The sequence below is a fragment of the Agrobacterium cavarae genome (assembly GCF_004310285.1).
Taxonomy (GTDB): Bacteria; Pseudomonadota; Alphaproteobacteria; order Rhizobiales; family Rhizobiaceae; genus Agrobacterium; species Agrobacterium cavarae.
Genome location: NZ_SISF01000027.1, coordinates 26,969 through 46,117, shown reverse-complemented (window position 1 = coordinate 46,117; position 19,149 = coordinate 26,969). Strand labels below are relative to the sequence as shown.

Sequence of the window (19,149 nt, the reverse complement as noted above, 5' to 3'; positions counted from 1 at the left end):
TAGACCCGTATCCATAAGTTCGAACAACAAGGGGAACATGGACATGACCGTAAAGACCTTCGATCCCAACCGCCGCAAGCTTCTGAAACTCGGCGCTGCCGCGGCAACGCTGCCACTTTTCAACATCAACCACGCCTTCTCGCAGGACGTGACGTATGACGGTTCCGTCTTCGATGCTGGCGGCGCAGTGTTACGCGTCGGCGAATGGGGCGGGCCGTGGGGCGAACTCGTCCACAAATATCTGCTGGACGACTTCGCCAAGGATTTCAATTGCAAGATCGAATATGATTCCACCTGGCCGTGGTTTCCGAAGTTCGTGGCCAATGGACCGAAGAAGCCGCCGCTCGACATCACCAACTGGAATCTGCCGGAAATGTTCAAGACGGCGGATGCGGGAGATTTCTTCCACACCATCGACGAAATCCTGCCCAATATTCCGAACGGTAAGAATCTCTGGCCCTTCGCCATATCCAATGGCGTCGGCGTCACCTGGGCCTTCAACCAATATGTCTACGCCTACCGCACCGATCTCGTGAACCCGCCGCCCACAAGCTTCAAGGATATGTGGAAGCCAGAATTTGCGGGCAAGCGAGGCACTTACATCACTTCCAACACGCTGCAGATGGACTTCTTCCTCGTCGCCTGCTCACTCTTCGGCAAGGATCAGTACGACCTGAAAGCCGGCTTCGAGGCGATGAAGGAGTTGATGCCCGCTAAGATCTCCGATTTCACCGGCAACATGCAGACATTGATGGATCGCGGCGAAGTGGTGATTGCGGTGCAGAGCGATGCCGAGCCAATGCAGGCGCGCGATAAGGGTGCGCCCTTCGCCGTCATGTACTGGAAGGAGCTTCAGCCGATCCTGACCCAGACATACACTATCAGCCGCTACTCCGAGCCGACCCAGAAGAAGCTTGCCTACGCGCTGTTAAACCGGGCGCTTGAGCCTTCCTTCATGACCAATATGGGCAAGGAATTCTACTTGCGTCCCACCGTCTCCAATGCCGTGCTACCCGACAATCTGGTCAAGGCCGGTATCGTCAACAGCGCCGATGCCATTAAGAATTTCTGGCTGCCGGACTGGAAGGCCTATCTCAAGAACGAAGACGAAATCGTCGAGACCGTAAACGAGATTTTCGCTGGCTGATTCCAAGCGGAGCGGGCGGTCGCAACGACCGCCCGTCAAAACCACACGTGACGGACAGGCATGAAGCGCGGACCGGAAGGACGATCGGATACGATGTCGGACATTCAACTCAAAAATCTCGTCAAGTCCTATGGCGATAACGTGGCGGTCGCCGGTATCAATCTACATATCGAACAGGGCGAGTTCTTTTCGCTACTTGGCCCATCTGGCTGCGGCAAATCCACAACGCTGCGAATGATCGCAGGCTTCATCAGGCCGACTTCCGGCCAGATCCTGATCGGCTCGGATGACGTGACGTTCCTGCCGCCGGAAAAGCGCGACATCGGTATCGTCTTCCAGAACTACGCGATCTTCCCTCATATGAGTGTCGCGGAAAATATCGCATTCGGTCTGAAGCTCAGGAAAAAGTCGCCCGCCGAAATCGATACGGCCGTTGCCTTCGCCCTGCGACAGGTCGGCCTCATGGGCTACGAGGATCGTTATCAGCGGCAATTGTCGGGCGGGCAACAGCAACGTGTGGCGCTTGCCCGCGTGCTGGTAACGCAACCGCGAATCCTGCTTCTGGACGAGCCGCTATCCGCGCTCGACAAGGCGCTGCGCGAAGAAATGAAATACTGGATCAAGGAACTACAAAAAACGCTCGGTATCACCACGGTCTATGTCACACATGATCAGGATGAGGCACTGACCATGTCTGACCGGATTGGGGTCATGCGGGAGGCGCGTGTCGAGCAAGTCGGTACGCCGCAGGAAATCTATGAGCGGCCGAAAACACTCTTCGTCACCACCTTCATCGGCCAGTCCAATGTCATCGATGTAACGGTGAAGGGCCGCGACGGCGATCGCCTGGCGGTCGGGTTGGGCGCAGAGACGGCGCTGACCCGCCTTCCCGCCGGCGACCTTGCGAGTGGGTCTTCCGTCAAGCTGGTGGTGAGGCCTGAAAACCTCATCATCGGCGAGCCGGGCACTGGCCTACTCGCCACCGTGGTCTCGGAAACATACCAGGGGGCGCTTGTGCGCTACCGTCTTTCGGTTGGCGGACAGGACATGGTCGCCGAAAGACAGAACCAGTCCCATGTCGCGAGACTGTCGCCTGGGCAAATCTGCGGCGTGAGCTGGGATCCCGAACGGTCAGAGGTGCTGGTGGCCTGACGGCCGGCGCATCCAAACAAAACAATCGAGCGAAACGACACGCCCTCGGATGAAGCGTCGCGGGCGAAGGGTTTCCTTTGTCAGTCATAGGAGAAAGACATGCGTATAGGCATTGACGTGGGCGGGACGAATACGGACGCCGCCCTTATGGACGGCGCGGCGGTGCTTGGCGCGTGCAAAAGCCCGACGACCGCCGATGTCGGCTCAGGCATCGTGGCGGTATTGAAGAAGCTGTTGTCCATGACCGGGGTTTCGGTCTCGCAGATCCAGGCGGTGATGATCGGCACCACCCATTTCACCAACGCTGTGGTCGAGCGCAAGCGCTTGCTGGAAGTAGCCGCCATTCGTCTCGGTCTTCCGGCCACGAAGGGCCTGCCGCCACTGACAGACTGGCCGAAAGATCTGGCCGATACGCTCGGCCGACACACCTTCATGCTGCGCGGCGGCCATGAATTCGACGGGCGTACCATCGCTCCGCTGGATGAGAAGGGCCTGATGGAGGTAGCCCGCACCGTACGCGAACGCGGCCTGAAAACGGCTGCCGTTACTTCGGTCTTTTCACCGGTCACGCCGGAAATGGAACTGCGAGCCGCTGAGATCCTCAAGAATGAAGTGCCGGATATTGCCCTTTCGCTCAGCCATGAAATCGGCCGCGTCGGCTTTTTGGAGCGCGAGAATGCCTCGATCATGAATGCGTCGCTGGCGGAACTGTCTAGGAAGGTCGTTTCCTCCTTCCGGGATGCGCTAAAGGAATTAGAGATAAAGGCGCCATTCTTCATCAGCCAGAATGACGGGACACTGATGTCGCCGGATTATGTGGAGCGCTATCCGGTGCTGACCTTCGCCTCCGGCCCCACAAACTCCATGCGCGGCGCCGCTATGCTGGCAGGTGCCAAGGAAGCCATGGTGGTGGATATCGGTGGTACGACCTCGGATGTCGGTATGCTGGTCCATGGCTTTCCGCGCGAATCTGCCGTTGCCGTCGATATTGGCGGCGTGCGCACCAATTTCCGCATGCCGGACGTGCTTGCCATCGGTCTCGGCGGCGGCTCGCTGGTGCGTGACGACGGGGAGCGCATCGGGCCGGATTCGGTCGGCTACGAGATCACCACCAAGGCGCTCGTCTTTGGCGGAGACACGTTGACAACGACAGATATCGTCGTGGCCGCTGGCTTGGAAGATATTGGCGACCGCTCCCGCGTCGCGCACATCCCGGCAAAGACCATCGAAACCGCGCTCGCCACCATGCACCGCATGGTCGATGAGGCAGTAGACCGCATGAAGACCAGCGCCGAGCCACTTCCCGTCATCCTCGTCGGCGGCGGTTCGATTCTGGTCTCACGCGACCTGCCCTCCGCCTCCAAGGTGCTGAGACCTGAAAACGCTTCCGTCGCCAATGCCATCGGCGCGGCCATTGCTCAGGTGGGTGGCGAGGTCGACCGCATCTTCTCGCTGGAGGGAACCTCGCGCGATGCCGTTCTGGCAGGTGCCAAGGCGGAAGCATCCGAACGTGCGATCAAGGCAGGTGCGACACCTTCCTCTGTCAAGATCATGGACATCGAAGAAGTGCCGCTCGCCTATCTGCCGGGCAGCGCCACACGCATCCGCGTCAAGGCGGTCGGCGATCTTGTGATTGGTTGAGGGGACGGTGATGAAACTCACACGAGAACATTTAGCCGATCTTGCCGTGGGTGCTGCATTTCTCGGCACCGGCGGTGGCGGCGATCCCTACGTTGGTCGTCTGATGGTGCAGCAATGCCTGGACGAAGGCTGCGAAGTGGAACTGATCGATCCTAAGGATCTTTCGAACGATTGCCTCGTCATCCCGACGGCGATGATGGGCGCGCCAACCGTGCTTATGGAAAAAATCCCTTCGGGCGACGAAGCGGTTGCCTCGCTTAGACGGTTGGAAAAGCGCCTGGGCCGAAAGGCCGCCTACACCATGCCGATTGAAATCGGCGGCATCAACTCCACAATCCCTCTGGTCGTCGGCGCAAGGCTTGGCCTACCGATCGTCGACGCTGACGGTATGGGGCGCGCCTTTCCGTTTCTGGAAATGGAGACCTTCGGCGTTTACGGCGTCTCCGGCTCGCCCATGGCGGTCAGCAATGAATGGGGAGATTGTGCTTTGATTGAGGCGGTTGACAACAGACAGATGGAGTGGCTGTCGCGCGCCGTGGCCATCCGCATGGGCGGCTGCGCCTATATTGCCGAATATGCCATGAGCGGCGCTGAGGTGAAGCGCACCGCCATCCCCAACACGTTGACCCTCGCGATCCGTATCGGTGAGGTTTTGCGAAAAGCGCGTGAGGAACATCGCAACCCCATCGAGGCGCTGCTGGGTTTCCTGCCCTCGACGCTCTATCGCTATGGCCGCGTCATCTTCAAAGGCAAGATTGTCGATGTCATGCGCGAGACGAAGGCAGGTTTCACCATCGGCCGTGCACTCATCGACGGGATCACACCCTTTTCCTCGCAGATGGAAATCGAAATCCAGAACGAGAACCTCATTGCACGGCAGGACGGCAAGGTCAGGGCCATCGTGCCGGACCTGATTTCGATCATGAATACGGAGACCGCAGAGCCGATCACCAGCGAAAACCTGCGCTATGGCCAGCGCGTGACGGTGGTTGCGGTGTCTGTTCCAGAACTTATGCGCACGCCGGAAGCGCTAGACGTCTTCGGACCTGCCTGCTTCGGTCTGAAAGAACCCTTTACCTCCATCGAGGAGATTGACTGAGATGGCAATCATCACTGATCAGGACATTGACGATCTGGCCGTGGGTGCTGCGGTGCTAGGCACCGGCGGCGGCGGCGATCCTTACATTGGCAAGCTTGTAGCCAAGGCGGCAATCGAAAAATATGGCCCAGTCGATCTGATCGCGCTCGAAGATGTGCCGGATGGCGCAACCGTAGTCGCCTGCGGCGCCATGGGCGCACCCACCATCCTCATTGAGAAAATCCCGTCCGGCGACGAGGGCAATCTGGCGTTGGAGTCCTATGAAGATCATACCGGCCTCAATGTTGATGCGATCATCCCCTTCGAGGCAGGCGGCATCAATTCCATGGTGCCGATCATCCTTGCCGCCAAGAAACGTGTCCCGGTCATTGATGCCGACGGCATGGGCCGAGCCTTTCCGCAGCTCGAAATGGAGACTTTCAACGTCTACGGCGTGCCGGCAAGCCCGGTTGCAGTCGCGGATGAACGCGGCAACCGCGTGCTGATCGAAACGCAGGATGCGGCCAAGGCCGAATGGCTGGCGCGCGGCGTGACGATCCGCATGGGCGGCCAGGCCTATATCGTCAATTACGGCATGGACGGCCGCACAACGAAAAGGGTTTCCGTCCCTGCCACCATGTCTCTTGCCATCGGCATAGGCCGGACATTGCGTGAAGCCGCGGCACAGCACCGCAATTTGGTCGAAGCGCTGATTTCGTATTTCTCCGGCACCCATTATGGCTACGCCAAGGTCATCACCGCGGGCAAGATAGCCGATGTGGCACGCAAGGAACAGAATGGCTGGTCGGTCGGCATTGCAACCATCGAACCATTCGACCCATCCAAGCCGAAAGTCAAAATCCGCATCCAGAATGAAAATCTCGTCGCCGAGGAGGAAGACGGTCGGGTGCTTGCCATCGTCCCCGATCTCATCACCATTCTGGATATCGATACCGCAGAGGCGATCACCACAGAGCGGTTGCGTTACGGTCAACGCGTCAATGTGCTAGCTGTCAGGGTGCCGCCAATCATGCGCACGCCGGAGGCTCTTGCGGTCTTCGGTCCCAGCGCCTTCGGCCTGTCGCAAGCCTATCAGCCACTTGGCTCTTGACGAACGATCGGTGTCGGGCACTGATAACGGCTCTCTCTTCCAGCAATTTGTCCTGGCATGAGAGGGTCGTTCAGGGATGTGAGAGAATTCATGCCGAGCCGTCTTCTGCGAGAAAAGCCGTTGCGTACCGTCAGAACCTTCGCGGCGGCCGGCTTGCGCTTCAGCCCGCCCCGTATGCTCTTTTCCGGCATCGAAAGACCTTACCTTCTGTCGAAACTGGCGGCGGGCCTCGCCCGGCAGATCGTCGTGTTGCGAGCCCCGCCCGGGTTTGGCAAAACCGCCTTGATGAAGGCAGCTTATGAGCGGTTGGTGGATGGAAGATTGACCTTGCCGGGACTGCACGAAACGGCAATCTCTCATTGCTCCTGGCTGAATGCTTCCGGTATTTTGTCACCCGAACGCTTCGTCAGTGAGCTGCTTCAATCGCTTGGGCTTGCGGCCCTAGCGGGCAAGCAGGAAGCGCTGACCGATGCCATGGAAAGCATTGCCAGGCGTGAGGGGGAGACTGTTGTCTTCATCGACAACATCGATGATATCGAAGGCGCCGATAGCCACCGGCTGCTGGAACGGCTGATCCTGTCTGCACCCGACAACCTGCGGATTGCCTTATCCTCCTGCTCGCCCGCGCAATTGCCGCTCGCCCGGCTGAAAGCGCGTGGCGTGTTGGCGGAACTGACCGCGCGGGACATGGAGTTTGGACGATCTGAGTTGCGGCGGCTTCTGTCAGGCAGCGCCATGACGGCGCTTGTCGATCCCATTATGGAGATCACCCGCGGATGGCCGGCACTGGCACAGCTCGCCGCAGGTATCGTGGCGGGCGACCCCACGGAGGAAGAGCGTCGCCTCCTACTTGCGGGCGCCCACCCGGATCTCACGGATTATGCCCGTGAAACCGTCGTCAACCGGCTCTCTTCCGCCGTTCTTTCGATGTTGCGCAGCTTGTCGCCTTTTCAGGAATTTCGTCTGGATCTCGCATCCGACCTCGGCTTCAGCGATCTGTCGGAAGAAGACCTAGCGACGATCGAGACCATGCATCCGGTCATCGAGCACGGGCAGAATGGCTGGCTCTCGCTTCATCCCGTACTTCGCATCTGCCTTGAGCGCGATGCCGCATTTGTCTCGGACGCCGACAAAAAAGCGCTTCATCGCCAAGCCGCGCTTTGGTTTGCCACCCGCACCCATCTGGAGCGTGCCGTGTCCCATGCCGCCCAGAGCGGCGACTTCCATATGGCAGAAGAGATCATAGGTAAGGCCGGCGGCGTCGATATTTTCCTCAGAGCCGGCCATCAAGTGCTGGAGCATCTGATTGATAATTTCCCGCCCGATGTGCTGCATGCTTCGCCCGGATTGATGGTGTCCTATGCGGTAGTGCTGTCGAAACGCGGAAATGCCACCGCCGGACGCGAGCGGCTAGATAGTCTCAAAGAAAACGGCGAATGGTCGGCGGCAGCCCTTGCCGCCGTTGACCGAAGCGTCCTCGATCATATCGACAGCCTGATTGATGTCTATGAAGACCGCCGCATGACGATAGATCAGGCAGGACGGCTTGAGCGCGCTGCAGCCGCCCTGCCGCCACATGCCACTTGGGAGCTGGCATGGCTCTTCAATCATCTATGCATCATCTATACACGCACAGGAGATCTGGAAGAGGCCCGACGCGCCGCGTTGAAGGCGCTCGGTTATTACCGCGAGGAAAAAACACCCTATGCGCAGGTCTTCATGCTCATCCATCTCGGCCTTGTTAGCACGCTGAAAGATGAATTTTCCGCCGCTTTGCAATTCTGCCGTGAGGCGGAAGAACTCGTGGAGCGGGTACACTGGACCGATCGAAATCTTCTAGCAATCGTACGTCTCGCCATAGCCGATGTGCTGTATCAACAGGGTGATGTACTGCAAGTAGAGCAGAGTCTCACCGAGTGCATGGAGCCCTTGATCAGGGGTGAAAGCTGGGTGGACCTGTTCACTCGGCTCTTCTGGCTTCTGGCCCGCAGCCGTCTGCAGGTCAGTGGCTTCGATGCCGCAGCAGCTGCCCTGGACAAAGCAGAGGAAGTGGCAGTAGAGCGCAACCTACCGCGGCTGAAGACGGCGGTCGCCATCATGCGGATCGATCTTCTTGTTCGCGCCGGCATGATCGAGTCCGCAAGCCAGGCTGTGGAGAGGGCAACATCTCTGAAGGAGACAAGCGGCGCCGACAACTGGACCTGGCGAGAAGCCTATGATTTCGACATCGCGACTGCGCGGCTGGCACTTGCCCACGGGCAGGCCCTCCAGGCTCTAGAGCTTCTTGAAGCCCTGATTATCTCCGCCCGAACCTCGGGCCGCGCCTATCATCGCATGCTGGCAGAGATCATGGCCGTCCAGGCGTCCTGGAAGGCGGGCCGACAGCAACAGGCCTTTGCCTATCTGCAATCTGCGATCGCGCTTGCCCGCACACACGAAGCGACGCAACTCTTCACTGACGAGGGCCATGATCTCGCAACGACCATGCGCGCCATCGTCCGTCGGTTCGGGCTCAAGGTCTTCAGCCCAAATGCGGTGGAGTTTATGAGCCGTATTGTCGGCCACGGGCTGGACCGTAAGCCGCGCCGTGTCGCGCCCAATCTGCCGGACGAGGAGGCCGCACCGGCTGCGCCCGGCTTGTTGAGCGCTCGCGAAATCACCGTCCTCCGGCTTCTATCCGAAGGACGAAGCAACAAGGAGATCGCCCGGGAACTGGGACTTTCGGAAGCGACCGTTAAGTTTCATCTGAAAAACATCTTCGCCAAACTCGGCGTCAGCCGCCGCGGTATGGCGGTCTCCGTCAGCAAACACCTTAAGCTGACAGAACCCAAGTGAGTGGTTAGCTACTTTTACCAGCCCGGCGCAACCGATGTTCCAGGGAGGTGTGGCTTCTGGCAACTGCCTAGCCATTTGAACCCTTACTGCCGGATCGCCCATCGCCTGCCGGGGCACGCGTTAGGCCGCTTTCGTTGCCTCATGTGAGGACGAAGTATCCTCCTGCAGCGCCAACTGACGGGCAAATGTCGTAAAAGGGGTTCGTGCTAAGGCACGTTCAAGGGCGCTGATGCAGATAGGATCATGTGATCGGCCCCCGCCTTCCCACAGTATAGAGAATGCCTCCTGCAGCGGCATAGCCTGCCTGTAAGGTCGGTCTGCAGTCAGTGCATCGAAGACATCGGCGGTGGAAACGATCCGAACCTCCATCGGGATTTGCTCTGCGCTTAAACCTCGCGGATATCCTTTTCCGTCCAGACGCTCGTGGTGAGCGCCACCGATCAGGGCCGCGTTGGCAAACGCTCCAATCGCAGAAAGAATCTGCTCTGAAAATTCCGCGTGTCGCTTCATCTGGCTCCACTCTTCATCATCGAGTTTCCCAGCTTTGTCCAACACAGTACTGCTCACACCAAGCTTGCCTATGTCGTGCAGCAAAGCCGCTCTTTTCAAAACCCGCCGGGTTTCGAAATCTATGTCCATTTCTTCCGCTATAAGATCGGTGTATAGCGCAACGCGCTCGCTATGGCCCGACGTGTACGGACTTTTGGCGTCGATCACCTTCGCAAAACCAGCGGCGATATCATCAAGATAATCATCGTCGGCCAAGACTCCGTGCTGCCCGGGTTCGGAATCAAGAACAATTCTCTCCAGGTCGGGCGAGGCCAGTTCCTCCCAGAATTCTCGCTGAGACGCGATCCTTACAAAGACATCAACGAGAGCGGGATCGAACCAATCGCCCTTACGCTTTGCAATCTCGTCGAGAGCGGCTTGGGGGCCGCTGCTGGCCTGGAACACATCGATTACCTGGGACAAGAGCGCTATTCTCGAAAAAAGCGGGATTTCCTCTCCGGCGAGTCCGCTCGGCTTTCCGCGCCCACTCCAATGCTCATCCAGACCAATGATGCCCTCCGCGACGTTTTCCGAAAATCGCATTTGTCGCGCAATGTCTGCGCCGCGCTGACACCGCGTCTGTATAAGATCCGTGGAAATCTCGCCCCCATTTTTAAGAATATTGAGGAGGCTGCGAAAACGTTCAGCAAGACCGGCCTTGGCCCCGGTGTGGCTGATCACGAACTTCAGGACCTGCCCCAAGCTTCCATCGACCAGCTTGAAGTCGTTTTTAAAGCTGATGTCATCCGCCAGATAAAGCTCGCAAATGCGTGAAGCGTTGCTGCTGCAGCCGAGATCCTTCAACAGAAGTGTGTAGTAGAGATCGTGCAGCTCTGGCTCACTGAGGCCGATCTCTCGTCCGATGCTCGTTCCGATGTAACAGCAGCGAATACAATGCCCGTCTGGCTGCCCCTCGGTCATATCGAGCGCCTTGCTGAGGGCTTCGATAATCTCGGCCAAACGTATCTGTACTTGCATCATAACCGAACCCTGGTTGAAGGCTGACGCTATCAAATGAGGGTTTCAGAACAGTTATGAGCCTAAACGTTTTGTGACTGAAATTTCTTCGGAGCGTATGATGAGCGTCATCGATGAAGACAAACATGAGCGCGTGTGCCCATGCGGCCATCAGTCGCCGTCAGCTGACGCACCCCGTACAGGTGCGCCATTTTTAAAATAGGATCGGCTAGACATGCTGCAAGGTCCGCATGCGGGTGATGGATAGAGCGGGTGCTCAGATCTCCCTGGACAAATTTTAGAAAAGCGTCTCATCACCTGGCCATCGCGGCCCGAGACCGAACCCTGTCGAAAGCCATACTCCGCTCACCTGCAGAGACGCGGCGATCGTCTCGAGGTACTCACGACCCGGCTCGCTCCGGTCATTTTCCCACGCGCTCCAAACGTTGCTCTCCACGCCGACCATCTTCGCAGCATTATCGAGTGACAGCGCAGATGCATCACGCGCCAACGAGATGCGTCCTCCGAGCGTGTCGGTATCGGTCAGCGCTTTGTGATTGGTTCCTTGCATCATATCCCCTACCCGGCAATGAACCGGCCTCCTCGACTATCGTCTGAGGAGGCCAAATTTCATCAGCTCTGTTCTCCAACCCAGGCCTTCACCTGATCTGGATGATCTTTGATGTATTTTTCGATCGCAGCCTCGTAAGACGTCTCCTGGGCTGTGAACATCGCCGCTTCCAGGTCGTTGAGCGGCACCTTCATGCGCGAAAGAAACTCGGCAGCCTTGGGGTTTTCTTCCCTGAACTTCTTCGATGCGAGGATGTCGACATGCTCCGCCTGACCCAAGGATTCTTTCGGGTCTGTCAGGTAGCGGAGCTTGTACTTTCCAAACATCCAGTGCGGGCTCCAGGACGTGGCGACGAACCACTTTTCACTTCGCATCGCCCGGTCAACTGTCGTTAGCATGCCTGCTTCGCTGGAAATCTGCAGCTTGTATTCGCCGAGGTCATAGTCCTTGACCGCCTGCTGTGAAAGGCGGGTCAAACCAGCACCCGGATCAATGCCCTGTATCGTGCCGGACAACTTCTTCTGAACGTCGGGTTTCTTCAGGTCCTCGATCGAAGAAATCTCTGCTTCAGGAACATAGGCTGGCACCACCCAACCCAGCTTCGCGCCGTCATAGACTGTGCCGAGCGTTTCGACCTTGTCCTTTACTTTCGCAAAGTAATCCGCATGGGTTGCTGGCAACCACGCCATCATCATTGCATCGATATCGCCACGGCTCACGCCCTGGTAAAGCGGGGCGACATCCGTCTGGACGAGCTCCACATCCTGGCCGAGCTTTTCCTTGATCAGCTTTGCTGCAAGTTTGGTGACGAACTCAGCGTCGGACCACGGGGCAAAGCCGAGCTTGACGGTTTTTGCATCTTGCGCCATCGCCGGCGCTGTCGAGCCAAAAAGCACAGCGGCAGCAAAGCCAATGGCGCCACCAAGTGCGGCCCGGCGGGTCGAGGAAAGTATCTTGAACATATGTTCTCCTTTTGGGAGGTTTGAATTTGCGGATTCAGCATCCGCATCATGGGGCGGCGCAGGGGCTCAGGCGGTTGCCGGAGACAATTCCTTGCGCTCGCTCTTTCTCTTGAAAAGCCCCGACCAAATGGCAGATTGAGGCTTTCCAAGGCTTTGGGTAAGGCGATCGAGGATCACCGCGAGGATGACGACAGCAAGACCGCCTTCGAAACCAGTGCCCACGTCGAGACGCTGTATACCGGTGAGAACCGTGTTCCCAATGCCGCCTGCGCCAATCATGGATGCAATGACAACCATGGAAAGCGACAGCATGATCGTCTGGTTGATGCCCGCCATGATCGAGGGCATGGCGTTCGGCAACTGAACCTTGAAGAGCAACTGCGAAGGAGTGCAGCCAAAGGCGTTTCCAGCTTCGATGAACTCTACATGCACCTGGCGGATGCCAAGGTTGGTGAGCCGCACCACTGGCGGCATGGCGAATATGACGGTCGCGATAGCACCGGGTACCGCACCAAGCCCAAAAAACATTGCCGCAGGAATGAGATAGACGAATGCGGGCATGGTTTGCATGAGGTCGAGGACCGGTCGGACGAGCGCAGCAACGGAATCCTTTCGCGCCATGGCGATCCCGAGCGGAAGACCGATGATCATAGCCATCAATGTTGAAGCTATGACAAGTGACAGCGTTTCCATCATCGCTGTCCAGAGTCCCATGTGGTCAACGAGCCAAAGCGCAAGTCCAGCTAACACACCAAAAGCTGCGCCGACCCGCCAAAACGACAGGATGACAAAGATGAGAATGCCCACAGGCATGGGAATGGCAGTGAGTGTTTCCTGGATGGTATTCGTCACGAACCCGATCACAGTGGCGACGAAGTCCAAGAAGGGTGAAAAATTGTCCAGAACATAATTGACGACGGCATCGACGCCGTCCCCTATATCGAAATTCATAGTCAAACTCCGGTTGTTGGCCGGTTGGGGGAAATGCTGAAATCAGCTCGCGCGGTCGAGCGTTTCAAGCAGTGTCGATTTGCTGATGGAGCCGAGGTAGCGCCTGGAGTTGTCGACAACTGGAACCGGCCATGGGCTCGCAGCGACACGCCCGAGGACGTTCGACAAAGGCTCGTCAGCTGGGATCGGTTCGATCTCGGATAGAAACGCTGCCCTATAGGGGTCCGAATGTCCGGAACGCATATTTTCGACGAGCGTGGTCTGGCTAACAACGCCGTGATAGGTTTTATCGCGCCCCAGGATAATTGCGTATTCGCGGTCGAATGTCTTCATTCGCTCAAGCGCTGCGGCAGCGGTTACACCTTGCCGATCGATGATCGTAACCTGCGTTTTTCGCGCGACGTCGCCGGCCTTGAAGACGTGTGTCACGTCAACGTTTCTAAAGAAGGAGCGCACATAGTCGTTTGCCGGGTTCATCACGATTTCGTCTGGCGTGCCGACCTGAACGACATCGCCGTTTTGCATGATGCAGATCCGGTCGCCGATGCGCATCGCCTCGTCGAGGTCGTGACTGACAAAAACGATGGTTCGGCTGTGCTCTGCCTGAAGGCGGACAAGTTCGTCCTGCATTTCCATGCGGATCAATGGATCGAGAGCGGAAAATGCCTCATCCATGAGCAGGATTGTGGGTTCACTGGCAAGCGCGCGAGCCAAGCCAACGCGTTGTTTCATCCCCCCTGAAAGCTGATCGGGCATGCTGTCTGCGTAACCGGCGAGACCGACAGCTTCCAGCGCCAGGAGCGCCTTAGCATTACGTTCAGCTTCTCCCATACCGGCAACCTCAAGTCCGAAGGCGGCATTGTTGATTACTGTGCGGTTGGGCAGAAGCGCAAAGGATTGGAATACCATGCTGATATCACGCCTGCGCACCTCGATCAGGTCGCGACGGGACATTTTGGTGATATCTTGGCCATCGATCTCGATTGAACCCGCCGTGGGCTCGATCAGCCGGTTGAGCAATCGCAGGAGGGTAGACTTGCCCGAGCCTGAGAGGCCCATGATAACAAAAATTTCGCCGGCTTGAATATCAAAGCTAGCCTTGTTGACGCCAACCGAACATCCAGTTGAGGAGTGGATTTCAGATTTCGTCTTCCCGGCGCGAACCATATCCAGCGCCTTGTCGGTGTCCTCACCGAATATCTTGTAGACGTTATTGAGACTGATTTTGGTCGTAACCGGCGGAGCCAGTGCGTCATTTTCAGTTTGAGAATTCATAAATTTAATTCAGCCCAGCATAGAGCAAGGGCATTCTCCTTCTTTATCGCGGTTGGCCCTGAAAACCTCAGGGTTCTACAGGAGCTGACATCGACAGGATTACAGCTTGTTTGCGACATCACCGCTACTGCAAGCTTTGGAACTAGGGTTCAAATCCGTGATGACGCTTTCGCATACTCACTATCTGACCCGAATGGAAATGCGAGATGGCGAGCGTGAAGCTCACGGAGGCGCGCTATTTACGGCAATTTTTTTCCAATGTCCATAAAAAAACCCTAAATATTTTTCGTGACGAGCGCTGAAATCACTTTTTGAATGCTGCCATTGGCCGAAGAATCAGGACTGCGAGAGCGAAAGAATTTTTTACTAAACAGCGCATAACCATCACATTTCGCTGTAAATGCTATGAACCTTGATCGGCCTATTTACGACATTATGTTCTGTGGATGCGCGCAGAACTTGCCAGCTCCTCCCGAAGTAAGAGATGATGACCGCTCTCGACTCGAAGCTGCGGCGTCGCCATATGACACGGGCCGTCGCGCACCTTCATTGGCCGCCCAGCAAGCACAGCATCCTCTAGAACCTATTGCGCGAAAGCCAACAACCGGCCATTTGATGGCTGCCGCAGAATATCCATGCGGACATCGAAAATGCGCGCAAGCTCCTCCACCGTCATGATCTCCTCGGGTGCACCTTGCGCCATCAGCCTGCCGGAATGCAATGCGACCACCCTATCGCAATAGCGCGCAGCCATGTTGATGTCGTGCAGAACGGTTATGATGGTGATGCCTTTTTTTCGGCAAAGGTCCCGTGTCAGCGACAAGACGTCCAGTTGCTGACCGATATCGAGCGCCGAGATGGGTTCGTCGAGTAGCAGGCAAGTGGCGTCCTGAGCCACGAGCATGGCGAGCCACACACGCTGGCGCTCTCCGCCGGACAGGCTGTCAACCATCCGTTCCGCAAACGGCCGAATGCCCGTAAGAGCGATTGCCTCATCGACCTTGGCCTGATCTGACGTGCCGAAGCGTCCGAGCGCTCCGTGCCAGGGATAGCGGCCAAGCGCGACCAGTTCCTTCACGAGCATACCAGGTGCAACTGGCGTTCGCTGCGGAAGGTAAGCGAGCCGGCGAGCGAATTCTCGGGCACCCCAGCTTTCGAGCGGCTTTCCCTCGAAATGGATTTTACCTCCACTTGCGGGTTGCTGTCGGCCGATCAGCTTTAGGAGCGTGGATTTGCCTGAGCCATTGTGACCTATCAGAGCAACTGAGAGACCCGCAGGAATATCGAGCGTTAGCGGTTGGAGTAGGACCCGGCCGTCGACAGCGAAACTAACATCTTTAAGCGAAACAACAGGCGGAACTGCTTCTAAGGTATGAGGCTCAGCGTTCGTCAGCATTATCGATCACCCGTCTTGCATGTTTCTCGATCAAGCGAGGTCATATTTCACTCATTTGGCAACATGGTAACACGCCTGCCCTATATCGCCAGGAACGCGCGCGGCGCGGTCGAGTCTAGGATTGCAGCTAGTTAGAGAACTTGATAATTATATGCAAGTTTTGCCTTGGGGTGCTTATTCATGAATTTCCAGCCACGGATGGAAAACAGGATCGAAGGTTTCTCTGTCATGGGCGGGCTGCGCCGCCGCTATTGGAATGGGATAACTGCCGATCTCTGGGACGTCGAGTGCGCCTCCTATGCAGGCGGTCACTATACAGCTCGCGACCCCCGCCTTTTTATCCTCTTAGACCAGCGAGGACGTGGTCGGTCGAACGTAAAGCTGTCTCCTAAATCTTCCGGCACGCCGCAGGATGGTCATAGCCCGATTTCCTACATTCCCGCTGACATGGATTTGTGGGTTGATTTCGCCGATGTGCAATATGTCCGGCACCTCGATATCCATTTCGATGCGGATGTCTTGGTCCAGCGGCTTTCAGAAGAAATCGATCCGAAGAAGCTCCAGGATCCACAGTTGCTGTTCTTCGACCAGCGAGTGATGACACTCGCGGAACTGATCGCGACCGAACTTGCCAGTAGCGCGCCGCTGAACGATCTTTACGGAGACAGCCTTGCATTGGCGCTCCTGATTGACGTTCTGAAATTGGAAAAAACATCGCCGCGGCGGCGCAGCACTCTTGCGGGATGGCAATTGCGCCGAGCCACCGATTTCATCAGCGAAAACTGCACCCGCAACATCCGCCTGCAGGAGCTTGCCGAGCTCACCCGAATGTCGCAATCGCATTTCAGCCACTCGTTCAAGGCATCGACTGGTCTGGCGCCGCATGAGTGGCAGATGAGGACCAGGTTGGAGAAGGCGAAGGAACTGCTTTCATTGGATACCCAACCGCTGACCGAGATCGCAGCTGAGACCGGATTCTCCGACCAGGCGCATTTTACCAAAGTATTTCGCAAGCATCTGGGGACGACACCAGCACGTTGGCGTAAAGCTCGCCAGTCGTGACCAATGTCAAGCAAGCGGCAAATCTGTCCCCGTTGCTAGCAGGCAGGCGGTGCAATTTCGCAAATTTCCCCTGGCTGTCATGAGAGATCGCCCAAAAACATCCAATTGCTGCAGATCAAACCAATCCACCGAGGTAAATATGAGTTAGTTGCTCACCTATTGCAGGGCCGCATCGAGCTTAGAGGCGGTGAGTTTGTGTAGTGGGGCACATAATGGACAAGACTGAAAGAGGATTTGGGGCGAGGTTTGAGCTGTGCGGAGTGGCGGTCATCGCCATTTGCTCTACCTGGCCGGCGCATGCACAAGAGGCCGCGACCACGCTTGCTCCGATCGTCATCCGCGGAGACCAAGATGGTCAAGGCTCCGTCAAAGGTTACGTCGCGAAGAAATCCTCTACCGGTTCGAAGAGCGATACACCAGTTCAGGAAATCCCCCAGGCGGTCTCCGTCATCGGCCGTGAGGAATTGGATGATCGGGGCGTGGTCAACAAGGTGGATGAGGCTTTACGCTATACCCCGGGCGTCACGACCCAGCCCTTCGGCAATGATCCGGATACGGATTGGTACTACATTCGCGGTTTTGACGCGAGCCAGACCGGTGTCTACCTCGATGGGCTAAGCCTCTTTTCCTACGGTTTCGGCAATTTCCAGATCGATCCATTCGCTCTTGAGCGTGTGGAGGTACTAAAGGGGCCAGCATCGGTTCTCTATGGCGGCGCGAATGCGGGCGGTATCGTCAACATGACGAGCAAGCGACCGACGGATGCCCCCTATTACTACACAGAAGCAGGCATCAACAGCAACGGAAACGGGTATGGCGCCTTCGACCTTTCCGACAAGGTCAATGAAGATGGGACGATGAAGTATCGTCTGACGGGCAAGATTGGCGGCGGTGACGGCTATACGGATTACACGCACGATTTCCGCGGCTTCATCATGCCGCAGCTGACGATCTCGCCTGACGAAGACACGAAACTCACTCTTTGGGCTTCCTATGCCGGATTGGACCAACTGCACACCGGCAATGGCTTCTTACCCTATGAGGGCACTGTCATCGACCGCCCCGGTGTCGGCAAGATTCCACGCCGCTTCTTCCCTGGCGAACCTGATATCGATACCGGCCGCTACAGTCAGACAATGGCGGGTTATGAACTGGAGCACACCTTCGATAGCGGCTGGGAGTTAACCTCCAATCTCCGTTATGGGCACCTGAACAAGTACGAGCACTTCGTCTACCCGTACCTCTGGACGGCGTCTCCTCCACCGCCCGCTCCACAGTCGACATCGCTAAATCGGCTTAACTTCGAGGGCGACACCGCCGCCGACACGGTCGGATGGGATAACCGGATCGAAAATTCCTTCGATCTGGGCGGCATCGAACATAAGGTCATGCTGGGCGTGGATTACCGCCTTTATCGCATCGACAATGTCCAGAACTCGGTATTCGGATCCGGTCCGATCGACGTCAACAATCCAGTCTATGGGCAACCCCAATTGGCCCCCGCGCCGCTCTATAATGAGACGGTGACGATGAACCAACTCGGCCTCTATGCCCAGGACCAAATCCGCTTCGGTGGTGGCTGGCTGGTGACGCTGAACGGCCGTTACGACGTCGTTCATACGGATTTCGACAACAAGCTGACGCCGGCGGGCAGCTTCAAAGATACCGATGGTGCGTGGAGCGGTCGTGCCGGTCTCGCCTACGAGTTCGACAACGGCGTCACGCCCTACATAAGCGCCTCAACCTTCTTCAATCCGCTTGTCGGACGCGGTCTGCAAGGCCCGCTGAAGCCGGAGGAAGGGGAGCAATATGAAGCAGGCATCAAGTATGTGCCTGAGTTTATGGATGCCTCAATCACGGCCTCTGTGTTCCAGATCAACAAGCGCAATGCCACCGTGTCGATCGCGACTGCACCATTTACAGATCAGTTGGGTGGCGCGCAGTCGAGGGGCTTTGAAATCGAAGGCAAGGTCAATGTCGACGAAAATTGGAAGCTGCTTGCGTCCTACGCCTATACCGACACCGAAGTGACCAAAAACGATCCCAACCCAGCTCTTGTCGGCAAGTCGCTTTATGTCGTCCCCGAGCATTCAGCGTCTCTCTGGGCGGACTATACCGTGACATCTGGACTGCTGGAGGGCGTCAGCATCGGTGCTGGCCTCCGTTACAAGGGCAAGTCCTGGGCGGACGAAGCGAATACGAAGAGCGTACCTGAATCAACAGTTGTCGATGCGGCGATCCGCTACAAGAAGGATGACTGGACGGCGTCGCTCAACGTTACCAACCTCTTCGACAAGACCTACGTGGAAGCCTGCCGCGGTGAAGGTGCCTGCGGATACGGTGACGCGCGCACGCTAATATTCAAAATCAGCAAAGCCTGGTAAGTTGACAAACTAACACATGTTTCGAAGAAGGCTCTCGGCTTTGTAAGTCGAGGGCCTTTGTGACAGGAGCCACATTGA

14 protein-coding genes are annotated in these 19,149 nt (G+C 57.2%); 8 read left to right on the top strand and 6 right to left on the bottom strand.

The window, feature by feature from the left end; genetic code table 11:
- Positions 1-43: 43 nt before the first annotated feature.
- The 6 genes from EYC79_RS07920 (at position 44) to EYC79_RS07895 (ending at position 8,964) form a co-directional block, all read left to right on the top strand.
- Entirely contained in the window at positions 44-1,147 is a 1,104-nt protein-coding gene (locus EYC79_RS07920; RefSeq protein WP_236769456.1) for an ABC transporter substrate-binding protein, read from the top strand.
- Between the two features lie 93 nt (positions 1,148-1,240).
- Entirely contained in the window at positions 1,241-2,299 is a 1,059-nt protein-coding gene (locus EYC79_RS07915; protein WP_112954170.1) for an ABC transporter ATP-binding protein, read from the top strand.
- A gap of 99 nt (positions 2,300-2,398) precedes the next feature.
- On the top strand, positions 2,399-3,940 hold the full coding sequence (locus tag EYC79_RS07910) for a hydantoinase/oxoprolinase family protein (protein WP_112953747.1): 1,542 nt from the start codon (positions 2,399-2,401) through the stop codon (positions 3,938-3,940).
- Positions 3,941-3,950: 10 nt separating this feature from the next.
- Positions 3,951-5,039, top strand: a complete 1,089-nt coding sequence (locus tag EYC79_RS07905) for a DUF917 domain-containing protein (RefSeq protein WP_112953749.1) — start codon at positions 3,951-3,953, stop codon at positions 5,037-5,039.
- Between the two features lies 1 nt (position 5,040).
- Positions 5,041-6,129: a DUF917 domain-containing protein gene (locus tag EYC79_RS07900; RefSeq protein WP_112953751.1), complete on the top strand. Its 1,089-nt coding sequence runs from the start codon at positions 5,041-5,043 to the stop codon at positions 6,127-6,129.
- A 90-nt stretch (positions 6,130-6,219) separates the two neighbouring features.
- Positions 6,220-8,964 carry a LuxR C-terminal-related transcriptional regulator gene (locus EYC79_RS07895; protein ID WP_280956452.1) on the top strand — a complete coding sequence of 915 codons (2,745 nt, stop codon included), beginning with the start codon at positions 6,220-6,222 and terminating at the stop codon, positions 8,962-8,964.
- A 120-nt stretch (positions 8,965-9,084) separates the two neighbouring features.
- Here the strand turns inward: EYC79_RS07895 and EYC79_RS07890 are convergent, their stop codons facing one another.
- The 6 genes from EYC79_RS07890 to EYC79_RS07865 form a co-directional block, all read right to left on the bottom strand.
- Positions 9,085-10,491 carry an HD-GYP domain-containing protein gene (locus EYC79_RS07890; RefSeq protein ID WP_130977711.1) on the bottom strand — a complete coding sequence of 469 codons (1,407 nt, stop codon included), beginning with the start codon at positions 10,489-10,491 and terminating at the stop codon, positions 9,085-9,087.
- A 277-nt stretch (positions 10,492-10,768) separates the two neighbouring features.
- Entirely contained in the window at positions 10,769-11,041 is a 273-nt protein-coding gene (locus tag EYC79_RS07885) for a transcriptional regulator (protein WP_245495221.1), read from the bottom strand.
- A gap of 62 nt (positions 11,042-11,103) precedes the next feature.
- Positions 11,104-12,003: a glycine betaine ABC transporter substrate-binding protein gene (locus EYC79_RS07880; protein WP_236769460.1), complete on the bottom strand. Its 900-nt coding sequence runs from the start codon at positions 12,001-12,003 to the stop codon at positions 11,104-11,106.
- Between the two features lie 66 nt (positions 12,004-12,069).
- Positions 12,070-12,960, bottom strand: coding sequence for an ABC transporter permease (locus EYC79_RS07875; protein ID WP_062424388.1), 891 nt, complete (start codon positions 12,958-12,960; stop codon positions 12,070-12,072).
- 36 nt (positions 12,961-12,996) lie between these two features.
- Positions 12,997-14,229, bottom strand: coding sequence for a glycine betaine/L-proline ABC transporter ATP-binding protein ProV (gene proV, locus EYC79_RS07870; protein ID WP_062424387.1), 1,233 nt, complete (start codon positions 14,227-14,229; stop codon positions 12,997-12,999).
- Positions 14,230-14,812: 583 nt separating this feature from the next.
- Positions 14,813-15,625, bottom strand: a complete 813-nt coding sequence (locus EYC79_RS07865; protein ID WP_062441285.1) for an ATP-binding cassette domain-containing protein — start codon at positions 15,623-15,625, stop codon at positions 14,813-14,815.
- A gap of 180 nt (positions 15,626-15,805) precedes the next feature.
- On the opposite strand from EYC79_RS07865, the gene EYC79_RS07860 reads away from it, so the two are divergent.
- Positions 15,806-16,687 carry an AraC family transcriptional regulator gene (locus EYC79_RS07860; protein ID WP_111846627.1) on the top strand — a complete coding sequence of 294 codons (882 nt, stop codon included), beginning with the start codon at positions 15,806-15,808 and terminating at the stop codon, positions 16,685-16,687.
- 212 nt (positions 16,688-16,899) lie between these two features.
- A complete protein-coding gene (locus EYC79_RS07855) occupies positions 16,900-19,071 on the top strand; it encodes a TonB-dependent siderophore receptor (protein ID WP_113326457.1) in 2,172 nt (723 codons plus the stop codon).
- The last annotated feature ends 78 nt before the right edge of the window (positions 19,072-19,149 follow it).

Coding starts and splice junctions, on each gene's coding strand:
- EYC79_RS07920 (WP_236769456.1), top strand. CDS start 44: ATGACCGTAAAGACCTTCGATCCCAACCGCCGCAAGCTTCTGAAACTC.
- EYC79_RS07915 (WP_112954170.1), top strand. CDS start 1,241: ATGTCGGACATTCAACTCAAAAATCTCGTCAAGTCCTATGGCGATAAC.
- EYC79_RS07910 (WP_112953747.1), top strand. CDS start 2,399: ATGCGTATAGGCATTGACGTGGGCGGGACGAATACGGACGCCGCCCTT.
- EYC79_RS07905 (WP_112953749.1), top strand. CDS start 3,951: ATGAAACTCACACGAGAACATTTAGCCGATCTTGCCGTGGGTGCTGCA.
- EYC79_RS07900 (WP_112953751.1), top strand. CDS start 5,041: ATGGCAATCATCACTGATCAGGACATTGACGATCTGGCCGTGGGTGCT.
- EYC79_RS07895 (WP_280956452.1), top strand. CDS start 6,220: ATGCCGAGCCGTCTTCTGCGAGAAAAGCCGTTGCGTACCGTCAGAACC.
- EYC79_RS07890 (WP_130977711.1), bottom strand. CDS start 10,491: ATGCAAGTACAGATACGTTTGGCCGAGATTATCGAAGCCCTCAGCAAG.
- EYC79_RS07885 (WP_245495221.1), bottom strand. CDS start 11,041: ATGCAAGGAACCAATCACAAAGCGCTGACCGATACCGACACGCTCGGA.
- EYC79_RS07880 (WP_236769460.1), bottom strand. CDS start 12,003: ATGTTCAAGATACTTTCCTCGACCCGCCGGGCCGCACTTGGTGGCGCC.
- proV (WP_062424387.1), bottom strand. CDS start 14,229: ATGAATTCTCAAACTGAAAATGACGCACTGGCTCCGCCGGTTACGACC.
- EYC79_RS07865 (WP_062441285.1), bottom strand. CDS start 15,625: ATGCTGACGAACGCTGAGCCTCATACCTTAGAAGCAGTTCCGCCTGTT.
- EYC79_RS07860 (WP_111846627.1), top strand. CDS start 15,806: ATGAATTTCCAGCCACGGATGGAAAACAGGATCGAAGGTTTCTCTGTC.
- EYC79_RS07855 (WP_113326457.1), top strand. CDS start 16,900: ATGGACAAGACTGAAAGAGGATTTGGGGCGAGGTTTGAGCTGTGCGGA.